The sequence below is a fragment of the Moorella naiadis (nom. illeg.) genome (assembly GCF_051020825.1).
GTDB lineage: Bacteria > Bacillota > DSM-521 > Neomoorellales > Neomoorellaceae > Neomoorella > Neomoorella naiadis.
The window spans coordinates 24,702-42,956 of record NZ_JAXGFQ010000030.1; the positions used below are offsets into that span (position 1 = coordinate 24,702).

At 55.4% G+C, this 18,255-nt stretch carries 15 protein-coding genes, 3 pseudogenes and 1 riboswitch; of the genes and pseudogenes, 9 read left to right on the top strand and 9 right to left on the bottom strand.

The annotated features are described in order from the left end of the window. The first annotated feature begins 131 nt into the window (after positions 1 to 131). Complete coding sequence (folB, locus tag SDD30_RS14740; RefSeq protein WP_434075696.1) at positions 132 to 515, top strand: dihydroneopterin aldolase; 384 nt, start codon at positions 132 to 134, stop codon at positions 513 to 515. A gap of 109 nt (positions 516 to 624) precedes the next feature. Here folB and SDD30_RS14745 read toward each other — a convergent pair whose 3' ends face one another. After that, on the bottom strand, positions 625 to 1,374 hold the full coding sequence (locus SDD30_RS14745) for an ABC transporter ATP-binding protein (RefSeq protein WP_434075697.1): 750 nt from the start codon (positions 1,372 to 1,374) through the stop codon (positions 625 to 627). A 14-nt stretch (positions 1,375 to 1,388) separates the two neighbouring features. Beyond that, positions 1,389 to 3,110 carry an ABC transporter permease gene (locus SDD30_RS14750; protein WP_434075698.1) on the bottom strand — a complete coding sequence of 574 codons (1,722 nt, stop codon included), beginning with the start codon at positions 3,108 to 3,110 and terminating at the stop codon, positions 1,389 to 1,391. A gap of 58 nt (positions 3,111 to 3,168) precedes the next feature. Next, positions 3,169 to 3,334: riboswitch (M-box (ykoK) riboswitch) on the bottom strand. Positions 3,335 to 3,468: 134 nt separating this feature from the next. Here SDD30_RS14750 and SDD30_RS14755 point away from each other — a divergent pair. The 3 genes from SDD30_RS14755 (at position 3,469) to paaI (ending at position 5,407) form a co-directional block, all read left to right on the top strand. Beyond that, positions 3,469 to 4,611, top strand: a complete 1,143-nt coding sequence (locus SDD30_RS14755; protein ID WP_434075699.1) for a glycerate kinase — start codon at positions 3,469 to 3,471, stop codon at positions 4,609 to 4,611. Positions 4,612 to 4,673: 62 nt separating this feature from the next. After that, positions 4,674 to 4,910, top strand: coding sequence for a hypothetical protein (locus SDD30_RS14760; RefSeq protein WP_434075700.1), 237 nt, complete (start codon positions 4,674 to 4,676; stop codon positions 4,908 to 4,910). Between the two features lie 92 nt (positions 4,911 to 5,002). Continuing rightward, positions 5,003 to 5,407, top strand: a complete 405-nt coding sequence (gene paaI, locus SDD30_RS14765; protein WP_434075701.1) for a hydroxyphenylacetyl-CoA thioesterase PaaI — start codon at positions 5,003 to 5,005, stop codon at positions 5,405 to 5,407. Positions 5,408 to 5,660: 253 nt separating this feature from the next. On the opposite strand, the gene SDD30_RS14770 is transcribed toward paaI, so the two are convergent. From SDD30_RS14770 to SDD30_RS14795, 6 genes are all read right to left on the bottom strand, one after another. Then, positions 5,661 to 6,881, bottom strand: coding sequence for an NAD(P)-dependent malic enzyme (locus SDD30_RS14770; protein ID WP_434075702.1), 1,221 nt, complete (start codon positions 6,879 to 6,881; stop codon positions 5,661 to 5,663). 84 nt (positions 6,882 to 6,965) lie between these two features. Then, positions 6,966 to 7,862, bottom strand: coding sequence for an HpcH/HpaI aldolase/citrate lyase family protein (locus SDD30_RS14775; protein WP_434075703.1), 897 nt, complete (start codon positions 7,860 to 7,862; stop codon positions 6,966 to 6,968). A 12-nt stretch (positions 7,863 to 7,874) separates the two neighbouring features. Next, a complete protein-coding gene (locus SDD30_RS14780; RefSeq protein WP_434075704.1) occupies positions 7,875 to 8,771 on the bottom strand; it encodes a succinate--CoA ligase subunit alpha in 897 nt (298 codons plus the stop codon). Positions 8,772 to 8,806: 35 nt separating this feature from the next. Beyond that, entirely contained in the window at positions 8,807 to 9,097 is a 291-nt protein-coding gene (locus SDD30_RS14785; protein WP_434075705.1) for a hypothetical protein, read from the bottom strand. A 9-nt stretch (positions 9,098 to 9,106) separates the two neighbouring features. Continuing rightward, entirely contained in the window at positions 9,107 to 10,360 is a 1,254-nt protein-coding gene (locus SDD30_RS14790) for an ATP-grasp domain-containing protein (RefSeq protein ID WP_434075706.1), read from the bottom strand. 440 nt (positions 10,361 to 10,800) lie between these two features. After that, positions 10,801 to 11,118, bottom strand: coding sequence for a hypothetical protein (locus SDD30_RS14795; RefSeq protein WP_434075707.1), 318 nt, complete (start codon positions 11,116 to 11,118; stop codon positions 10,801 to 10,803). A 343-nt stretch (positions 11,119 to 11,461) separates the two neighbouring features. Here SDD30_RS14795 and SDD30_RS14800 point away from each other — a divergent pair. From SDD30_RS14800 to tnpC, 5 genes and pseudogenes are all read left to right on the top strand, one after another. Continuing rightward, positions 11,462 to 11,749 (top strand): annotated as a pseudogene (locus tag SDD30_RS14800) (DUF255 domain-containing protein); the annotation flags it as partial. Between the two features lie 352 nt (positions 11,750 to 12,101). Continuing rightward, entirely contained in the window at positions 12,102 to 12,770 is a 669-nt protein-coding gene (locus tag SDD30_RS14805; RefSeq protein WP_434075708.1) for a hypothetical protein, read from the top strand. A 290-nt stretch (positions 12,771 to 13,060) separates the two neighbouring features. After that, positions 13,061 to 13,282, top strand: coding sequence for an IS66 family insertion sequence element accessory protein TnpA (gene tnpA / locus SDD30_RS14810; RefSeq protein ID WP_434075709.1), 222 nt, complete (start codon positions 13,061 to 13,063; stop codon positions 13,280 to 13,282). Positions 13,283 to 13,363: 81 nt separating this feature from the next. Beyond that, positions 13,364 to 15,031 (top strand): annotated as a pseudogene (locus SDD30_RS14815) (IS1634 family transposase). 142 nt (positions 15,032 to 15,173) lie between these two features. Then, positions 15,174 to 16,749: pseudogene (gene tnpC / locus SDD30_RS14820) on the top strand (IS66 family transposase). 78 nt (positions 16,750 to 16,827) lie between these two features. Here the strand turns inward: tnpC and SDD30_RS14825 are convergent. Continuing rightward, the coding region (locus SDD30_RS14825; protein WP_434075710.1) for an AIPR family protein at positions 16,828 to 18,255 on the bottom strand (1,428 nt) is incomplete at its 5' end.

Below are 18,255 nucleotides of genomic sequence, written 5' to 3' on the forward strand. Positions count from 1 at the left end.
GCGGAGGGTGGTTTGGTTCGAGGCGCTAGATACTTGCGCGAAGCCGTGGCGAGGCGGAGGTGAACGGGATTCCCTCATGGGGGTAACGCCGCCAGCGAACGGGAAAAATGAATAGTAAAGGGGAGACTCCTTTGCACCAGGACAAAATTATCCTCGCCGGTATGGAGTTTTATGGTTTCCATGGTTACCACCCGGCCGAGCGCCAGTTGGGGCAACCCTTTATTGTTGATCTTGAGCTTTTCCTGGACCTGGAGCCGGCCGGAAGAAGCGACAACCTGGAGGCCACCGTAAACTATGGGGAGATCTACTGCCTGGTCCGGGAAATCGTTACCGGGAGATCCTTTAAACTCCTGGAAGCCCTGGCAACGGCCCTTGCTGATGGCATCCTGGCCGGTTTCCCGGTGGAGGAGGTCCTGGTACGGGTAAAAAAACCCCGGGCACCCCTACCCGGGAAATTTGACCACGCTGCCGTAGAGATCCGGCGCCAGAAACAGGTGTGCAAAACCGGTCGGTAGATGCCAGCAGCGCTGCCCGCTTTTGCTTGCTACTGAAAACCGCCCCACCCGCCAGAAGCCAAGCATTCTGCCAGCCGCGGCGGAGGCGATGGTTAAATCCCGCCCGGAACTAAAACAGCAGCGAGTAGATCTTATCCGTCACCCGGGCGAAGGCTTCATCCTTCATATTGCGCGGCCGGGGCAGGTCTACCTTGACGTCGGCCAGGACCCGGGCCGGCCTTTTCGAGAGGATGATTACCCGGTCGGCCATAAAGACGGCTTCCTCAATGCCGTGGGTCACCATGAGGACCGATTTGACCGGTAGCGAGAAGTCCAGCCACAGGTCCAGGACCTCCTCCCGCAGGTTCTGGGCCGTAAAGGCGTCCAGGGCGGAAAAGGGTTCATCCATGCACAGGAGTTCCGGTTCCATAGTTAGGGCGCGGGCAATGCCTACCCGCTGTTTCATGCCCCCCGAAAGCTCCCGGGGGTAGGCTTCTTCGAAACCATCCAGGCCGACCTTATCAATATATTTATTGGCCAGGGCCTCCCGCTCTTCCCGGGGGATACCTTTAGCCTCCAGTCCCAAGGCGACGTTACCCATGACCGTCAGCCAGGGCAGCAGGGCGAAAGACTGGAAGACCATGGCCATTTTATCCATAACGCCCTTGACCTGCTGCCCCCGGTAAAAGATTTCCCCCTGGGAAGGCTGGATCAAGCCGGCGACCATCCGCAGGAGGGTACTCTTGCCGGAACCGGAGGGCCCTACCAAGCAAACAAATTCTCCCTTGGCGATGCTAAAAGAGATATCATCAAGGACCGTCAGCGAGCGGTTGGCGTCGGTGTAAGTCTTAAAGACATGGTTGACTTCCAGCAGGGCCATCCCTGCCACCTCCTTTAGGCTTCTATTTTAAACTTCTGGGCGGCCATTTCGTAGAGCCGCCGCCAGAGGAACCGGTTCATGAGCACGATGGTCACCATCATGGCAATGAGGCTGGACCAGATCAGCTGGAAGTTGCCGCTGCCGTAGGTAGCCGCATCCAGCAAGGAGCCGATGCCGAAGGCTGCATAGGTCTGCCCGGCGTAGACGACATATTCGGCGACGATCAGGGCGTTCCAGCCCCCGCCCCAGGCAGTAATACTGCCGGTAATCAGGGAGGGGACCAGGGCCGGTAGGACCACCCGCCGCAGGTAGATGGACCCCCGCAGGCCGAAGGCTGCCGCCGCTTCCTTCAGGTCACCGGGGATGCTCTTCACCCCGGCAATGAGGTTAAAGAGCAGGTACCACTGCATACCGGTCAAAACCAGTAAAACGGCCGCCAGGTTCATGCCCCCCGTCAAGCCCACCAGGATAAACACGATAATGGGAAACAGGGCCGTAGCCGGAACGGAGGCCAGAATCTCAAAAACCGGGGTCAACAGCTCGTTTGCCCGCTCGTTGTGCCCGATCCAGATGGCCACCGGCAAGGTCCAGGCCAGGGAGATCAGGTAGGCTGCCAGCAAGCGGAGGAAAGAAAACAGCATGGCTTTCGGAATACTTAAGACCTGGGGCTGCCAGGGTTCCAGGAAAAGGGTGCCCAGGGCCAGCAGGCCCCGGACCAGGGCATAGACCAGGAACAGGCCCAAGACCCAGGCCCCCAGGCGCCGCAACCACCCCAGGTAACGGCACCACTGCCGCCATTTTTCCGGCTCCGGAGCCAGGCCCTTGACCAAACCGGACCCGGCCCGGGCCAGGAAGGCCCAGCCCTTAACTACGCCGATCCGGACCTCCCGAAAACCAGGAGCCTGCCACCACAGGCGATAGCCCCAGCCTTCAGGCTGGCGGGTACCGCCGCCGCTACCAAACTCGTATTTAAAGTTTTCCGCCCAGGTGGAGAGGGGCCGCCAGATGAAGATATTCATCATGGTGATTAAAGCCACCAGGGTCAGGAGGCCGGCCAGGGTCAGGCCCAGCTCCCCTTTTTCCGTCGTCCGGATCAGGTAGCTGCCCAGTCCCGGCAGGGAGTACTCCACCGGGCCGATGGCGATAATTTCAGCGGCAATAAGGAAGTACCAGCCCCCGGCCCAGGACATGATGCTGTTATATACTAGTTTAGGAATGCCCGCCGGCAGGTAAAGGGTGCGGAAACGGCGCCAGCCGTTGACCCGGTAAGCTACGGTGGCTTCTTGGAGATCCTGGGGGATGGTAGTCAGGGACTCGTAGAAACCGAAGGTCATATTCCAGGCCTGGCTGGTAAAGATAAGAAAAATCGAGGCCAGTTCTACGCCTACCAGACGGCCCTGGAAGAGGGAGACAAAGAAGTAAACGGCCGCCGGGAAGAAGCCCAGGATGGGCACCGACTGCAGGATATCCAGGATGGGGATCAGCCAGCGTTCGGCCCGGGTATCGGTCCCGGCTTTATAGCCATAAGTAAGGGTAAAAAGGAGGGATAAGATATAAGCCCCCAGCATGCGCAGGAAAGAACGGAAGGCATAGTACGGCAGGACGCCGATGCTGGTAACGACCTCCGTCCCCCCCGCCAGGCTCAGCGCCCGGTGGCCCTGGTAGGCAAAGTAGGCGAAGGAGATTAAAAGGGCAGCCACAATCATGGTCAGGGCTAGATTGGTTACCCGGTTCACTGGACTCACCTCCCAACCAATTAAAAAGTCTTCCCGTGGGGGAAGACAAAATAAACCTTTTTACCCCCACTCGTTGAGCTTTGGCACATGCATAGCTAGAGAGTTTTCTCAGCCACATTAGGTAAAACCTTAAGCCGGTAATACCTGTTGACCCATTGGCGTCTTTCGACGTTTCCGGGCAGTGGCGTCTGTCTATGCAGAAGCCTCACCTAACGAAGGTTTAGGAAAAGTATTGCCTCTTTCTCTCTCAATTATAGTTAGCCCTTTTTTGTGTGTCAAGGATCAAAGCAGTAGGTATTTTTATTTTCCCAGCGAATACTTAAAGCAAGCCTTTTGTGATTGGAGGTAAAGTGGAAAGATGCACCGTATTATCATTGCCCCTGATTCCTTTAAAGAGAGTTTATCGGCCCCGGAAGTAGCCGCGGCCATAGCAGCAGGTCTTAAGCGCGTATTACCCCGGGCCGAAACCGTGGCCGTACCCATGGCCGATGGTGGTGAAGGCCTGACCACCACCCTGGTGGCCGCTACCGGCGGCCGGGAAATAACCGCCACCGTCACCGGTCCCCTGGGGGAGCCGGTCCAGGCGGTCTGGGGCCTCCTGGGGGACGGCAGCACCGCCGTGGTGGAGATGGCCCAGGCTTCCGGCCTGCCCCTGGTACCCCGGGAGAAACGTAACCCCATGGTTACCACCACTTACGGCACGGGGGAATTAATCCGCCGGGCCCTGGAAGCCGGCTGCCGCAAGCTCATTGTCGGTATCGGCGGCAGCGCCACCAATGACGGTGGGGCCGGTATGGCCCAGGCCCTGGGGGTAAAGCTCCTGGATGCCCAGGGCCAGGAAATAGCCCCGGGGGCCGCCGGCCTGGAACACCTGGAGCGTATCGATATGACGGGCCTGGACCCGCGGGTGAAAAAAGTGGAGATCCTGGTAGCCTGCGATGTTGATAATCCCCTCTGCGGCCCCCGGGGGGCCTCGGTAGTCTACGGGCCCCAGAAGGGCGCCACGCCGGAGATGGTGCCCCGCCTGGATGCCGCCCTGGCCTGCCTGGCAGATATCGTCGCCCGGGACCTGCAGGTAGAGGTTAAAGACCTCCCTGGTGCCGGCGCCGCCGGCGGCCTGGGCGCCGGCCTGGTGGCCTTCCTGGGAGCAACCCTGCGCCGGGGTATCGATCTGGTCATGGAGGCGGTGGACCTGGATGGCATCCTGGCTGCCGGCGCCGACCTGGTCATCACCGGGGAAGGGGAGATTAACCGTCAAACGGCCTACGGCAAGGTCCCGGCCGGGGTGGCCGGCATTGCCGGGAAATATGGCATCCCGGTCGTCGCCCTGGTGGGTTCCATCGGCGCCGGGGCCGACGCCGTCTACGAGCACGGCATCCAGGGCTTTATGAGCATCGTCCCCCGGCCGGTACCTTTAAGCTACTGCCTGGAGAATGCCGCCCCCCTGCTGGCCGACGCTGCCGAACGCCTGGTGCGGCTGGTAACCCTGCTGCAGAAATAACGGCAGCATGAAAAAGGCCTCCCTGCGGGAAACTAAAATAGCTGCTGCAAAGGAGGCCTCTTATGCCAGACATCTCCCTGCGCATGGGTCCAGCCATTACCCATAAAGACCTGGCCCGGGTTAAGGATACCCTGCCGCGCCTTCATCCCGGCGACCAATTGACCATAACTATGGAAGCCGCCGACGCCCACCAGGCCGACATGCTGCTGGAACTCCTGGACAACCACGGCCTGGACTACCAGAGTCGCGGCGACAGCGACGGGAAAACCTATCACATTATCGCCAGTCGCCTGGAATAAGCTGGGGAACGCCCATGGGAACTGGCGCCTCCACCAGCGAACTATAAAAATACCGGTTGAGGTAGGGGGCTGGCGGAAAGGGGATAACTGGAATGGATGAGCTGGAAGGGATCAAAGAAAAATTTGCCCGGGATACCTTCCCCCGTTCCCTGGGCATTGAACTCCTGGAGCTGGCCCCCGGCTACGCCCGGGTGGCCATGAAACTGCAGGATAATATGGTCAACTTCCACGGTATTGGCCACGGTGGCGCTCTCTTTACCCTGGCCGACACCGCCCTGGGCCTGGCCAGCAATTCCCACGGCGACCCGGCCGTGGCCCTGACAGTCACCATTAACTACCTGGTCCCGGCCCATCCAGGGACGCATCTCATCGCTACAGCGGAAGAGGAACACCGTACCCGCCGCACCGGGGTCTACCGGATCACGGTGGCCACCGGCGCCGGTGCGAATATCGCCCTGGCCCGGGGGACCGTTTTCCGGCAGGTGGCTGGAAAATAAGCCCTGGGGCGCGGCCCCTATATGGTACTACTTCTGCCGGTAAAGCCTATATAGGTAATTCCTGGAATGCTGGCGGGGAAATAGGGGTCACCCTGCATAAGGCCACAGGGCGTGGTAGCCGGCCGCCGCAGTCACTACCGGGACCATAGCCAAATAAGTATCAGGCATAAAAAACCCCCCGGACTTTCTCCGGGGGTTTTTACCTGTAATACAGGCTGGTATTTACTGTTACCCTAATCTCAGGATGAACCTGTTACCTGGCAATGAGATCCTCCGTATGGCGCTTTACCCATTCGGGATCTTTAGGTTCTCGGGCCACACCGCTCGCCACGGCGGCCCGGGCTACGGCGGCGGCCACCACCGGGGCCACCCGGGGATCAAAGGCCTCGGGCATGACAAATTCGGGTGAAAGCCTGTCGCCCACCAGGTCAGCCAGGGCGTGGGCGGCGGCAATCTTCATGGCCTCATTGATATCGGAGGCTTTGACATCCAGGGCGCCGCGGAAGATGCCGGGGAAGCCCAGGACGTTGTTCACCTGGTTGGGGAAGTCGCTCCGGCCCGTACCAACCACGGCAGCGCCGGCGGCCCGGGCGACGTCGGGGAGGATCTCCGGCACCGGGTTGGCCATGGCAAAGAGGATAGCGTCTTTACCCATGGAGCGAACCATCTCCGGGGTCACAGCGTCCTTGACGGAAACGCCAATAAAGCAGTTGGCCCCGACCATGGCATCTGCCAGGGTACCGGAGCGGTCCTCCTTATTGGTGACCTTGAGCATTTCTTTCTTGATGGCGTTAAGGTCGCTGCGTTTTGAGGAAACGATACCTTTAGAATCGCAGAGAATCACGTCCTGGACCCCTACATCGAGGAGGAGTTTACCACAGGCAATACCGGCCGCGCCGGCGCCGTTAATAACCACTTTCAGGTCAGACAATTCGCGGTTAGTAATCTTGCAGGCGTTAATTATGGCGCTCAGGACCACTACAGCCGTACCATGCTGGTCGTCATGGAAGATTGGTATGTCTGTGGTTTCCTTGAGGCGTCGTTCGATCTCAAAACAGCGGGGTGCGGCGATGTCCTCCAGGTTGACACCGCCAAAGGTAGGCGTCAGGAGCTGGACAGTGCGGACGATTTCATCGACGTCCTGGGAGTCGATGCAGATGGGGAAGGCATCCACGCCGGCAAAGGATTTAAACAGCACGCTCTTACCTTCCATGACGGGCATGGCAGCCCGGGCGCCGATGTTCCCCAAACCCAGGACGGCCGAGCCGTCGGATACTACAGCTACCAGGTTCCAGTGCCGGGTGTAGACGTCGAGTAATTTAGGATCCTTATGGATCTCCTTGCAGGGTTCGGCTACCCCCGGGGTGTAGGCCATGGTTAGATCATCGGCATTACGAACCGGCACCCGCGCCCCGGTCTCGATTTTACCCTGCCATTCCTTGTGCAGCTGCAGGGCCCTTTCCCGAATATCCATATAATTACTTCGCCTCCTCATTCTTATATAAACCGGGGCCAGTTACCCGGCTAGGCGGGACTGGCCCCTACCGGCAAATAAACGTCAGTCTTTCTTCATGGCTGCGTTTTTGGCGTCAATCTCGGCCTGGGCGGCCAGGATGTCCTTGGCGTTCAAATAGACCGGCGTATCGACCATCTTGCCGTTGTAGGAGACAGCGGCTTTACCTTTGGCTATGCCTTCTTCTTCAAAGACCTTGACTACGCCGCGAGCCCACTCCACGTCGGCGGGGTCGGGGGCATAGAGGCGATTGCAGATTTCAATTTGTCCCGGATGGATAATCATGCGGCCTTCGTAACCCATCTGGCGGCCTTCACGGATGTTCTTCTCAAAGGCCTCCATATCCTGGAAGGCCACGAAGGGAGCGTCGATGGCGACTATCCCGGCGGCCCGGGCGGCCACGGCCATATGGGCGCGGGCGTAAGCCTGTTCGGTGGCTTCGGAGGTCAGTTTAACCCGCATGTCTTTACAATAGTCGACGGCCCCAAAGATGGCGCTGACTACCCGCGGGCTGGCGATACAAGACTCGTAGGCGTTGATGATACCCTTGGCGGTCTCCAGGAGAAGGGATACTTTAATGCTGCCGATGGGCAGGCCCCGGCGGCGTTCCAGCTCTTCCAGTTTCCAGTCCAGACGTTTAACGTTGTCCGGGTGCCCCGTTTTGGCCAGGGTGACACCGGCCAGGCCTTCGACAACAACGGCTTCCAGGTCGTCATTGGTCATTTCCGTTTCCCAGTTATTGATCCGCACGTAGACTTCGGAGCCGTTGGCGCCAACAGCCTTGATGTTCTCCTTGATTATGTTGCGGGCATTCTCCTTCTCCGCCGGCGGGACCGAGTCTTCCAGGTCCAGGGTGATGATGTCGGCGGGGAAGCTGGGGGCTTTGGCCACCATCTTGGGGTTGTTCCCAGGAACATAGAGAATGGAGCGCATTACAGCCATTATAAAGACCTCCTAGTCTTTGACAACTTCTTTAAGGATACGCGGGATGTCGGTCGGCGTCATGGCTACATAACCGCCGGCCTTTCTGATGGCTTCCATTTTGCTTTTAGCGGAACCCCGGCCCCGCTCCACAATGCTGGAGGCGTGGGAGAACCGCTGGCCCTCGGGTGCCCAGGCACCGGCGACATAGATAACGAAGGGTTTGGTGAACCCGCCGGAGGCGATGACTTCGGCACACTCCTCTTCCTGGGTACCGCCGATCTCCGAGAATACGGCTACGCCCTTGGTCTGGGGGTCGGCCTCAAAGAGTGGTAGCAGGTCAGCCATGGAGGTTCCCAGGACGGGTTCGGTGCCGGTGTGGACAACGGTGCTGACGCCGAAGCCGCCTTCCTTGAGGACCCAGGGTATGGTCCCCGACTGGCCGCCACTCCGGGAGAAGACACCGATGGGTCCGGGTTCAAAGAAGGTGTTGGCCCAGCCGACATTACCGCCCAGCCAGCCGACGACGGCCTCCCCGGGGGTAATGATGCCGATGGATCCCGGACCAATGAGCCGGACGCCCTTCAGCCGGCAGTAGGCGACCATATCCATGATGTCGTGAATGGGTACCGACTCGACACAGGGAACGATGTTTTTGATGCCAGCATCAGCGGCTTCCTTTACTGCCGCCTTCAACGCGCGGCCGGGAACAAAGATGACGCTGAAGTCAATAGGCCCGTGCTCGTATACTGCCTGTTTGACGGTGTGATAAACGGGGATCCCGGCAACGGTCTGACCACCCTTCCCAGGGCTTGTCCCGGCTACCACTTTGGTGCCGTACTCCTTCATATAGGCCGCCCGCAGGGAACCCTCCCGGCCGGTGATGCCCTGAACTACCACCGTCGTCTTCCTGTCAATTAAAATCCCCATTTTAATCCCTCTTCATTCTTTCCTTGGTATAGCGATCAGGCCAGTTCGCGCTTACGCAGGTACTCATCCAGACCCTTAACCGGAACGTCAATCTTGATCGCGCTCTTACCGCGGAACCAGCACTCATATTCGCAGGCCAGGCATTCCGTCCCCCGGCGTTTAACCTCATCTTCGGACAGGTGCGCCACCGAGGGAATCCCATCCTGCAGCTGCAATATGCCCCGGGCAAATTTCTGGCAGGCAGCAATGCAGGCTTTACTTTCGCACTCCTGGCACTTGCTAGTGTCAATGGTGACTTTGATGCTTCTTTCCAGGAATTCAAGCACGGCTTTCCCCTACTTTCGCTTCTCTTCTTGATATTCCTTGACCAGAGCCAGCAGCCTCTGGCCGATGAAGTCCGTATCGGTAACGTGTTCGCGGCCATAGATCTCTACTCTGGTAGCACCGGGAACGTCCTTTAAACCTTCGCGCAGGATAGCCAGGGATTCCTCTTCTTTATTACCACACAGGAGGAGAACACAGGGTAAGCCCGGCTTCTGGGGGAGAACTTCCCGCAGGACTTTTACCACCGCATGGGCGTGGTGCCACTGCTCCTGGTTGGCCATCATGAAGCCGCCCAAGAGGTAGCCGTCGATGTTTGGCTGGGAGAGGACTACTTTGGCGACACGGTAGATTTTCGAAGCGACGGGATTGCCGCTGGTGTCGGCGTAGTTGGCGGGTTTCAGGTTGACGTTATTCAAGGCGTCCATACCCATCATGGCCGAACCACCGCCAATGGGATGGTAGCCAATATAGCCGGGGCTCTTTTCATCGAAGCCCATGCTCATGACAAAGCCCGAACCCCGAAGGTCAGTCTTTTCAATGCCCCAGCCCAGGACGTCTAGTTCCGTCGGTTCATGGCCCAGGTCGCGGGCAATCTCGATGCCCATTTCCGGGTGGCGGTAAACGCTGCTGTTATCAACGTCCATTTTGCAGTCGGCGGCGTAAAGCTCCCCGCTGGCCGTCATGACCAGGGGGTTGGTCTCCAGGGTAAAGCAATCGTACTTACGGTAAGCGCCCCAAAATTTGACCAGGAAGTTGGCGAAATCCAGGAGGTGGTCATTGGGAATGCCGGCCTTGACCAGCATATCTACGGCGTCGTAGACTTCCAGGCCCTCCAGGGGGTTAATATAGAGACGAAAGATCTTTTCTTCGGGAACACTCTCAATATCCATGCCGCCTTCGGTACTAAACATCAGCATAGGGCACCTGGCGTCCCGGGCGGAATTAACGATTATGGTTACGTAATACTCGTGGGCGATAGCCAGTTTTTCTTCTACCAGCACCTGCCGGACCGGGTACCCCTTGATCTCGGTGCCCAGGATGGCTGCCGCCGCGGCCCGGGCTTCTTCGGGGGTGTTAACTAACTTTACCGCTCCGGATTTACCCCGGCCGCCGGCCTGGACCTGGGCCTTGACGGCCACAGGTTTACCGATCTCACCGGCGATCTGGTAGGCTTCTTCCGGCGATGAGGCCGCCCGGCCCACGGGCACCGGTAAACCGGCCTTCCGGAGCCATTCCTTCCCCTGATATTCCAGTAATTTTGCCATGCCTTAATCTAAACCTTCCTTCCGCAGAGAAACTTTGTCACAGCTTCTTTGCTCCAGCTAGCAAGCCTTGCAACCCGGAAACTGTTCCCCCCTTCCTGATATCTCTCTGCGTTGTTCATACCCCCCGCCTTATCCTGGCAATACCTTACAGGATACCCTGCCAGGGTAGCAAGGGGTTATAATTAGAGGAAGGAAGCTTGCCACTATCTCCTTCCTCCTCACAAGGCCAGTTTAACATATATTCACAAATGGTGTCAATAAATAATTTATTAGATTTTGTAGGCAGGGTACTATGAATAGCGGCAAATCCTCCGGAAATAACCCGGCATCACTACTTTACGCCCTTTTCCGTTACCACCCATGGGTATAGGGGTCTATGAAAACATCCTCCCTTTTGTTTTCAGCTGCCCTTCTACTCAACCGGTTTCCTTAATCGGCCGTTATTGCCCCGAAGCCCGGGGATTTCCTGAAGTATCACTGTCGGAACGAGGCTGAACGCCGAAAGTTCCCGGGAAGATATTTCCCGCAACCTTATCAACCCCCGCGTCAACCCCAGCGCCCGCTGCTCCTGGTGCCACGGCTGTAGATAAATTTGTAGAGGAATTACCCTCGGCCGGTTCGACGTTGCCGGTGGGCAAGAAAGCCTGTTGCCTCTCCCGCCGGTAATGCCAGTAGTAAGATATCTTCCCGCCCAGCACGCCGATTATGCTTAAAAACCATACTACCGCTAATATAGCCACCAGGAATAGGGTCTTCATGCTAATTACCTCTTTCACATTCCCGAACAACAAAAATGCTGGTTTTTTCGGGCATCCACCTGCACTTTGCGAGGTAGTTCGACAATTAGCCTTTGAATCCTCCTTCAACACGAGAAAAAAATTAACTATCAGGTTAAATATATTGCTCTTTTGCCTGCTTGCTGGTTCTACTTGCCTTTATGCTCCGGGCAGCAAAGGGATCGAAAGTCGTCCGGAGGGGGATAAGGTAGTAAGGCAAAAATTATCAATTACAGGGGAGTGCCAAGCCTGCTCCCAAAATTGTTATCGCCCTTCATGATCTGCTACCTGGCAGGGTAAAATAACCCCCGAGGAAGGTGAGCCCATGCCCCCACAACGCCGGCCCAACCGTTTAATCCAGGAAAAAAGCCCCTACCTGCTGCAGCACGCCTACAATCCCGTCGACTGGTACCCCTGGGGGGAAGCGGCCTTCGCCCGGGCCCGGCAGGAGGATAAGCCAGTGTTTCTATCCATCGGTTATTCCACCTGCCACTGGTGCCATGTCATGGCCCGGGAATCCTTCAACGATGAAGAAGTGGCCGCCATCCTCAACGAGGATTTTATCGCCATTAAGGTCGACCGGGAGGAGCGGCCGGACGTCGAGGAGCTTTTCAGCCCTACCGTTAGTAGGAGCGAGGCCCATGCCGCTGGCACAACCATGACCCTCAAGGGTGGCCCGGGGAATATGGTATAGCGGCCGGTAGTCCTGCAGGATGGGAAACCCGGGCCACAGGCGACAAATATTAGGGGTCAAAAAACTAAGACAACAGGCTAAAATGGCAAGCAGGGAGGCAATAAATCCCCCCAGGCCAATAACGACGATGATGGCACCTTGGGGATACCATACCCTGGTGTTCCAAGGAGTCGACAACAGCCCTGAATTCTTAACTAATTTTAAGGTTAAAGTCTCATGAAGATGATACAATTAACCTGCAAACAAAAACTATCATTAAGGGGGGTTCGTGATGTTTAAACTGAAAAGCAAAAAGTGGATCGCTGGGGTCGTGGCCCTGGTGCTGGTTCTGGCCCTGGGGGTCGGGGCGGCGGTGGCCGCTAACACGACAACGCCGGGGCAAAACGCCGGGGAGATGCAGCAGTTTTTCATATCCCGCCTGGCGGCCAACCTAGGGGTTAACGTGAGCCAGCTCGAGCAGGCTTTTAAGCAATCGGCAATTGAAACTGTGGATGAGGCGGTAAGCAAGGGCGTAATTCCTCAGGACAGGGCAGATCAGATCAAGCAAGCCATTGAGAACGGCAATAACAAGTTAGGATTTTTCTTCGGGCAATTTGGCGGGAAAGCCAAGGCACCTGCCGGTGGTTTCGGCGACATCGCCAATCTGGCTTCCGTGCTTGGCATGAGCCCGGCCGACTTCAACGGCGAGTTGAAAAACGGTAAGACCCTGGCGGACATAGCGCAAGAAAAGGGCATGACCCTGGACCAGCTAAAGGAGAAGCTGGTGGCCCAGGAAAAGCAGACCCTGGACCAGAAAGTGGCCCAGGGCCAGATGACCCAGGATACTGAAAATAAGATTTTATCCAGACTGGAGCAGATGGATCTGACCCATTTTGGTAAGTTCGGCGGCCATGGAGGGAAGATTCGCCCGACGCCGTCGACGCCTTCCGTCCAGCAATAACTTGATCGTACCGACAATGAAAAGCCCCGGACCCTCGTTTAAGAGGGCACCGGGGCTTTTTCATGAACCGGCCGCGTCAGCCTCAACTCGCGGGCGTCCCGGCCGTCACGCCCTGTCCGGCATCGCCGTTTGATCCGTCCCGGCGGTCGCAGCAGGCTGGTCCTTCGGGTGCGGCTTGCCCTGGTCCGGTTAACCATAAGTAAGTAAGCGTCAAACACAACCCACCTGGAACCGAAGCAAGATTTATAGGATAATCTCCCACAAGAATACCAAGGAGGGAGATTATATATATGACCAAAGCCGAACTGCAGGAACTATGGGCAACCCGGATAGCCGAATATAAGATGAGCGGGCAGAGCGTCAGAGAATGGTGTGCCACCCATGAGGGCATTAGCCCCCGGCAGTTATGGTACTGGCTGCAGAAGTATAACCCATCTTCCGCACCCTGTGAGCAACCCAAAAATAATTTTTATAGGGTACAGAAGGAAATAAAAGTAGAGAGAATCTTCTAACCAGGAATTTCTAATTCAGTATCGAATCATTCCTCTAAGAGAATTCTGGAGGAATGTTCGATGCCTGTAGCCATCGATAATATGCGTTTCTTCCGGGCCGGTGCCGCAGCCCTTATCGCCAGGATGTGTGATGTCCTGAAGATAGCTGAAATTATTGATTCCGTAGTCGACTGGGACCCGGTCCAATGCCATCTTTCCCCGGGTACACGGGTTAAGGCGCTGATCATTAATCTCTTGGTAGACCGGGAGGCCCTCTTTCATGTGGAGCGCTTTTATGAGAACCAGGACCTGGAGGTCTTGTTTGGAGCTGAGCAACAGGTCCGGCCTGGAGATTTTAACGACGACGCCCTGGGCCGGGCCCTGGATAAACTCTTCGCCAGCGGCCAGCTGAAGAAGTTGTTTTCCAGCATTGCCTTAACCGCCGCCGCTACCCATGATGTGTCCATCGAGGGCATCCATGTAGATACTACCTCCATTTCCGTGCAGGGAGCCTATGAGGGCGAAGGAGATTTAGATATCACCTTCGGTTTTAGCAAAGATCATCGCCCGGACCTCAAGCAGTTTATCATCGGCTTAACCGTAAACAAGGACGGGTTACCCATTTTAGGTCAGAGCCTGGACGGCAATACGAGTGATAAGTCCTGATATCCTCAGGTTATTGAGGAATTGGTTCAGAACTTCAGCCCGGAAAAGCTTAAAGAGATTATCTTCGTGGCGGACTGCGCCCTGGTAACTAAGGATAACCTGGCTCTTTTGATGCAAGAGGAAGATAACAAACCCGCCCTCCAGTTTATCTCCCTGTTACCGGAGAACTTCGGCCTTAACGAGGAGATTAAGGCCGAAGCCTTCCGAACCGGCACCTGGCAGGAGAACGGAAAACTAAGCCCAAAGAAAGATGCTCCCTGCTATAAAAGCCAGAGCTTTGTGCGGGAAATAGACGGTCATGAATTCCGGTTAATCGTGGTCCACTCCACAACCCTGGATAAACGTAAAAAGAATAGTCTCTTGAAAAAGTGGACCAAGCAAAGAGAAGTTATGGAAAAGGCCGCCCGGGAGCTTTCCCGGCGCCCTTTCGCCTGTGAAGCCGACGCCCAAAAAGCCCTGGAACTCTTCTTAAGGGAATACCGCCACCAACCTTTCATCCTAAAGGGCACAGTCGCTGAAGAAATAATGAGCAACTACGCCCGACCTGGGCGGCCCAAAAAAGGAGAGCAGCCCCAGAACACAGTCGTTTACCATGCCCATATCCAGATAGAGGAAGACCGGGAAGCAATGGCCCATGAAAAAGACCTGGCTTCCACCTTTGTCCTCATTACCAATCTCATGGATACCAAAGCTTACCCCGACCGGGCGGTGCTCAAGGAGAATAAGGAACAGAACGCTGTTGAGAGGCAGTTCCGTTTCTTAAAACAGCCGATCCTCCTGAGGCCCATCTTCCTTAAGAATAAGAACCGGGTAGAAGCCATGTCGTTTGTTTTCCAGTTAGCCCTTCTGGTGGCAGCTTACCTGGAGTATCGGGTAAGAAAAAATCTGGAGCAAGAGGAGTCCCCCTTAATCCTGCCGGGGAAACGTAAGAGTACTAACCCTACAGCACGGGCACTCCTGGAGATGTTTGATTATCTCCTGGTAGTTAAACAGGGTTCGGACCGGGCGTTAATCAACTATCACGGGTCGGAGGTGATTAGAGCCCTTGAACTTGCTGGTTTCGGCAAGGAAATTTACCTTTTCCCACCTCGCGGTGGCGGGTAAAAGTATTTTTTAGTGCCCCAAGAAAACATTGATAATTGTATCCAAGGGTGCGAAATGTAGGATATAAAGCACCAGAAAGAAATATTTTCTGTTTGTGGTTGATTCTAGAGGAATTCGACGCGATTCGTCGAATCATTAAAGCATGAACACTTCGCAATCTATTGCTGCCATGACCATAGAAGAGCTGCAAAGCCGCTACCTTCAGCTGGAACGGGAGAACGCCGAACTGACCGCTAAGTTAAATTGGTTTATGGAGCAGTTCCGTTTAAGTAAAAAGCGGCAATTTGGTGTTTCCAGTGAACGGACCGCTTCGGAACACCAGCAGCTTATGCTTTTTTAATGAAGCGGAAGTGGCAGCCCGGCCGGCTGCAGCTGAACCGGCTTTGGAGACCATCACCTACCAGCGCCGTAAAGAGCGCGGCCGCCGGGAGATGGTGCTGGATAACCTGCCGGTTGAGACGGTCGAGTACCGCCTGCCGGAGGAAGAGCAGGTCTGCCCGCACTGCGGTGGTCCTTTACACGAAATGAGCACCGAGGTACAGCAGGAACTCAAAATAATCCCGGCCCAGGTAAAAGTGGTTAAACATGTGCGCTACGTCTATGCCTGCCGCAATTGCGAGAAGGAAGAGATAAGTACTCCCGTTGTCACGGCACCTATGCCGGCCCCCGTACTTCCCGGGAGCCCCGTATCCCCTTCCCTCCTGGCCTACATTATGACCCAGAAATACGGGGCGAGGTTACCCCTCTACCGCCAGGAGCAGCAGTTTAAAGGTTTGGGGATTGAACTCTCCCGGCAGACCCTGGCCAACTGGGTTCTCCACGGGGCGAACACCTGGTTAACGCCTATTTATGACCGTCTCCATGAATACCTGCTTAAAAAAGATATCCTCCATGCCGACGAGACGACCCTGCAGGTACTTAGAGAACCGGGAAGGGAAGCTACCACCAAGTCATTCCTCTGGCTTTATCGTACCGGGCGGGATGGCCCCCCCATCATCCTTTACGACTACCAGACCACCAGGGCCAGCAAACACCCCCGCCGGTTCCTGGCAGGTTTTAAAGGCTATTTACACGTCGACGGCTATGCCGGCTACAATGAACTCGCCAATGTCACCCTGGTCGGCTGCTGGGCCCACGCCCGACGCAAGTTTGACGAAGCCTTAAAGGCCCTGCCGGAAGATAAACGCAACAAAGCCGTAGCCGCCCGGGAGGGGCTGGAATACTGCAACCGGCTCTTTGCCATCGAGCGGGACCTGAAAGATAAAACACCAGAAGAACGCTATCAAATCCGCCAGGTGCGCAGCCAACCCCTGCTGGACGCCTTTTTGGCGTGGCTTAAAAGCCAGAAAGCCCAGGTGCTGCCCAAAAGCGCCTTCGGCCAGGCGATTAACTACTGCCTGGGCCAGTGGGATAAACTCACCGCCTTTTTACAGGATGGGCGCCTGGAGCTTGATAACAACCGTAGCGAACGCTCCATCAAGCCCTTCGTCATCGGCCGTAAGAACTGGTTATTCGCCAACACCCCGCGGGGTGCCAAAGCCAGCGCCATCACCTACAGCATCATAGAGACAGCCAAGGAAAACGGGTTGAACCCCCTCCAGTACCTAGGTTATCTCTTTGAAAGACTTCCCAATCTGGATACTGGCGATAAAAATGCCTTGGATGAGCTGCTACCGTGGTCCACTTCTTTGCCTCAACTTTGCCGGGTTAATAATTAAGTTGGTTTGAGCCCCCACCTAAGTTGTATGGTGGGGGTTATTTTACGCTTACTTTGAAGTAGCCATTGTACTGACTTATTAATCTATAACGACGTGCTCAGCAAATTTACTATAATGCGTTTGCATCACAACCTTGCTCTGTTCAACAAATGCCTTAAACAGGTCTGTCACTTCGGTAACCTTTTCTTTACTTTTAAGCCCATTTTCCACAGCCGGTATCAGGCACCCACAAAATGGAATGGTAGCGTCAACAATGGAAGCCCATCGTTCGGCTGCATCTCGAGGTGATAACTGACCAAAAGACAAGCGGAATAGGTTTGGGATTTTTTGACCACAGAAGGTTTCTAAACACTTAGCCACTGCCGCCACAAATAACAGCGTAGCTCCCCTGTGCCGTAGGAAACCAAGATGCTTTTTTTGCTCATCAGTCATGGGTTGCCCTGATCGTTCTGCAGCTTTTAGGTCGGATTTCTTGTTTTCTATACAACGGAGTAGTGAGTATGCAAATACTATGTGTTCGGCATGTGTTCCTTCATTAAAATATGTTGAGTATAGCTTGTCTGATGACCAGATATTGGATTTCTCATTGTATGCTGTAACCGGGTCTTGGTGAAATGCTGCTAAGGCCTGCGCAACAGTATTCGATGGTACTAAGTTTGGCTGGCGGGAGATAGTATCCTGAACTCCACCTCTTCTCCCCCCGAGGTAAGTGGCATTGGGTATTTTTTTAAACTCTTCGCAGAGTCTTCCCTGTACAGCATCGTTACTACGGAAGTCTGCCGCCTCAACCCTGTTTTGGCTGTTGTTATATTTTATAATTGATTGGATGGTTTCTTGGTTATCGCATTTGACAAAGCGAGCAGGAACCATCGCCTCATCCTTTGGGGGATTTGGTAATGATCCAATAGCCCCTGTTGTCTGTGCCCCGTTAACTATAGAAAGGCCTTTAATGACCAGTGTTTTCGGATTCTCTTCTTCTACATGAAAGTCATTAACAAGTCCTGTAAGGCCGTTGTTGAAAACCCAAAAGTGGCCTGGATCAGATTTTGCGGTCTCCTTAATTCCGTTGTTAATATTCCTATCACTGCGCCTGCTTCCCAGGTAGTCGCGTATATTAGCTGAGAACAATTTAGCTCCATGAGCTTTATAAACTTCATATAGCCAATATGCGGGTACTGCAGCGACAAACGCACACCAGTCTTTACAACGTATTTCATAGCCTCCAGAAACTTTAATTCTGAATGTTTCTGTTACCAATATGGGTGTTAATGACGCTTTATACCACTCTTCAAGTGTTTGCTGGCCAACTTCCGTGGCTTTAACTTCAATTTCTTCAACACCACAGTCTTTGTAGTTTCCTTGTAGGATGTCCCTTGCTGTTCCCTCTAATCGCAATAACTCCTGTTCTACGTTTTTAGATTCCTTTAGGTGTGCTATGTCAAGAGAAAGTAGAGAAATTAAGCGCATAATAACCTGACATTGAGGGCGCACTTCGTCCCCGGTAGG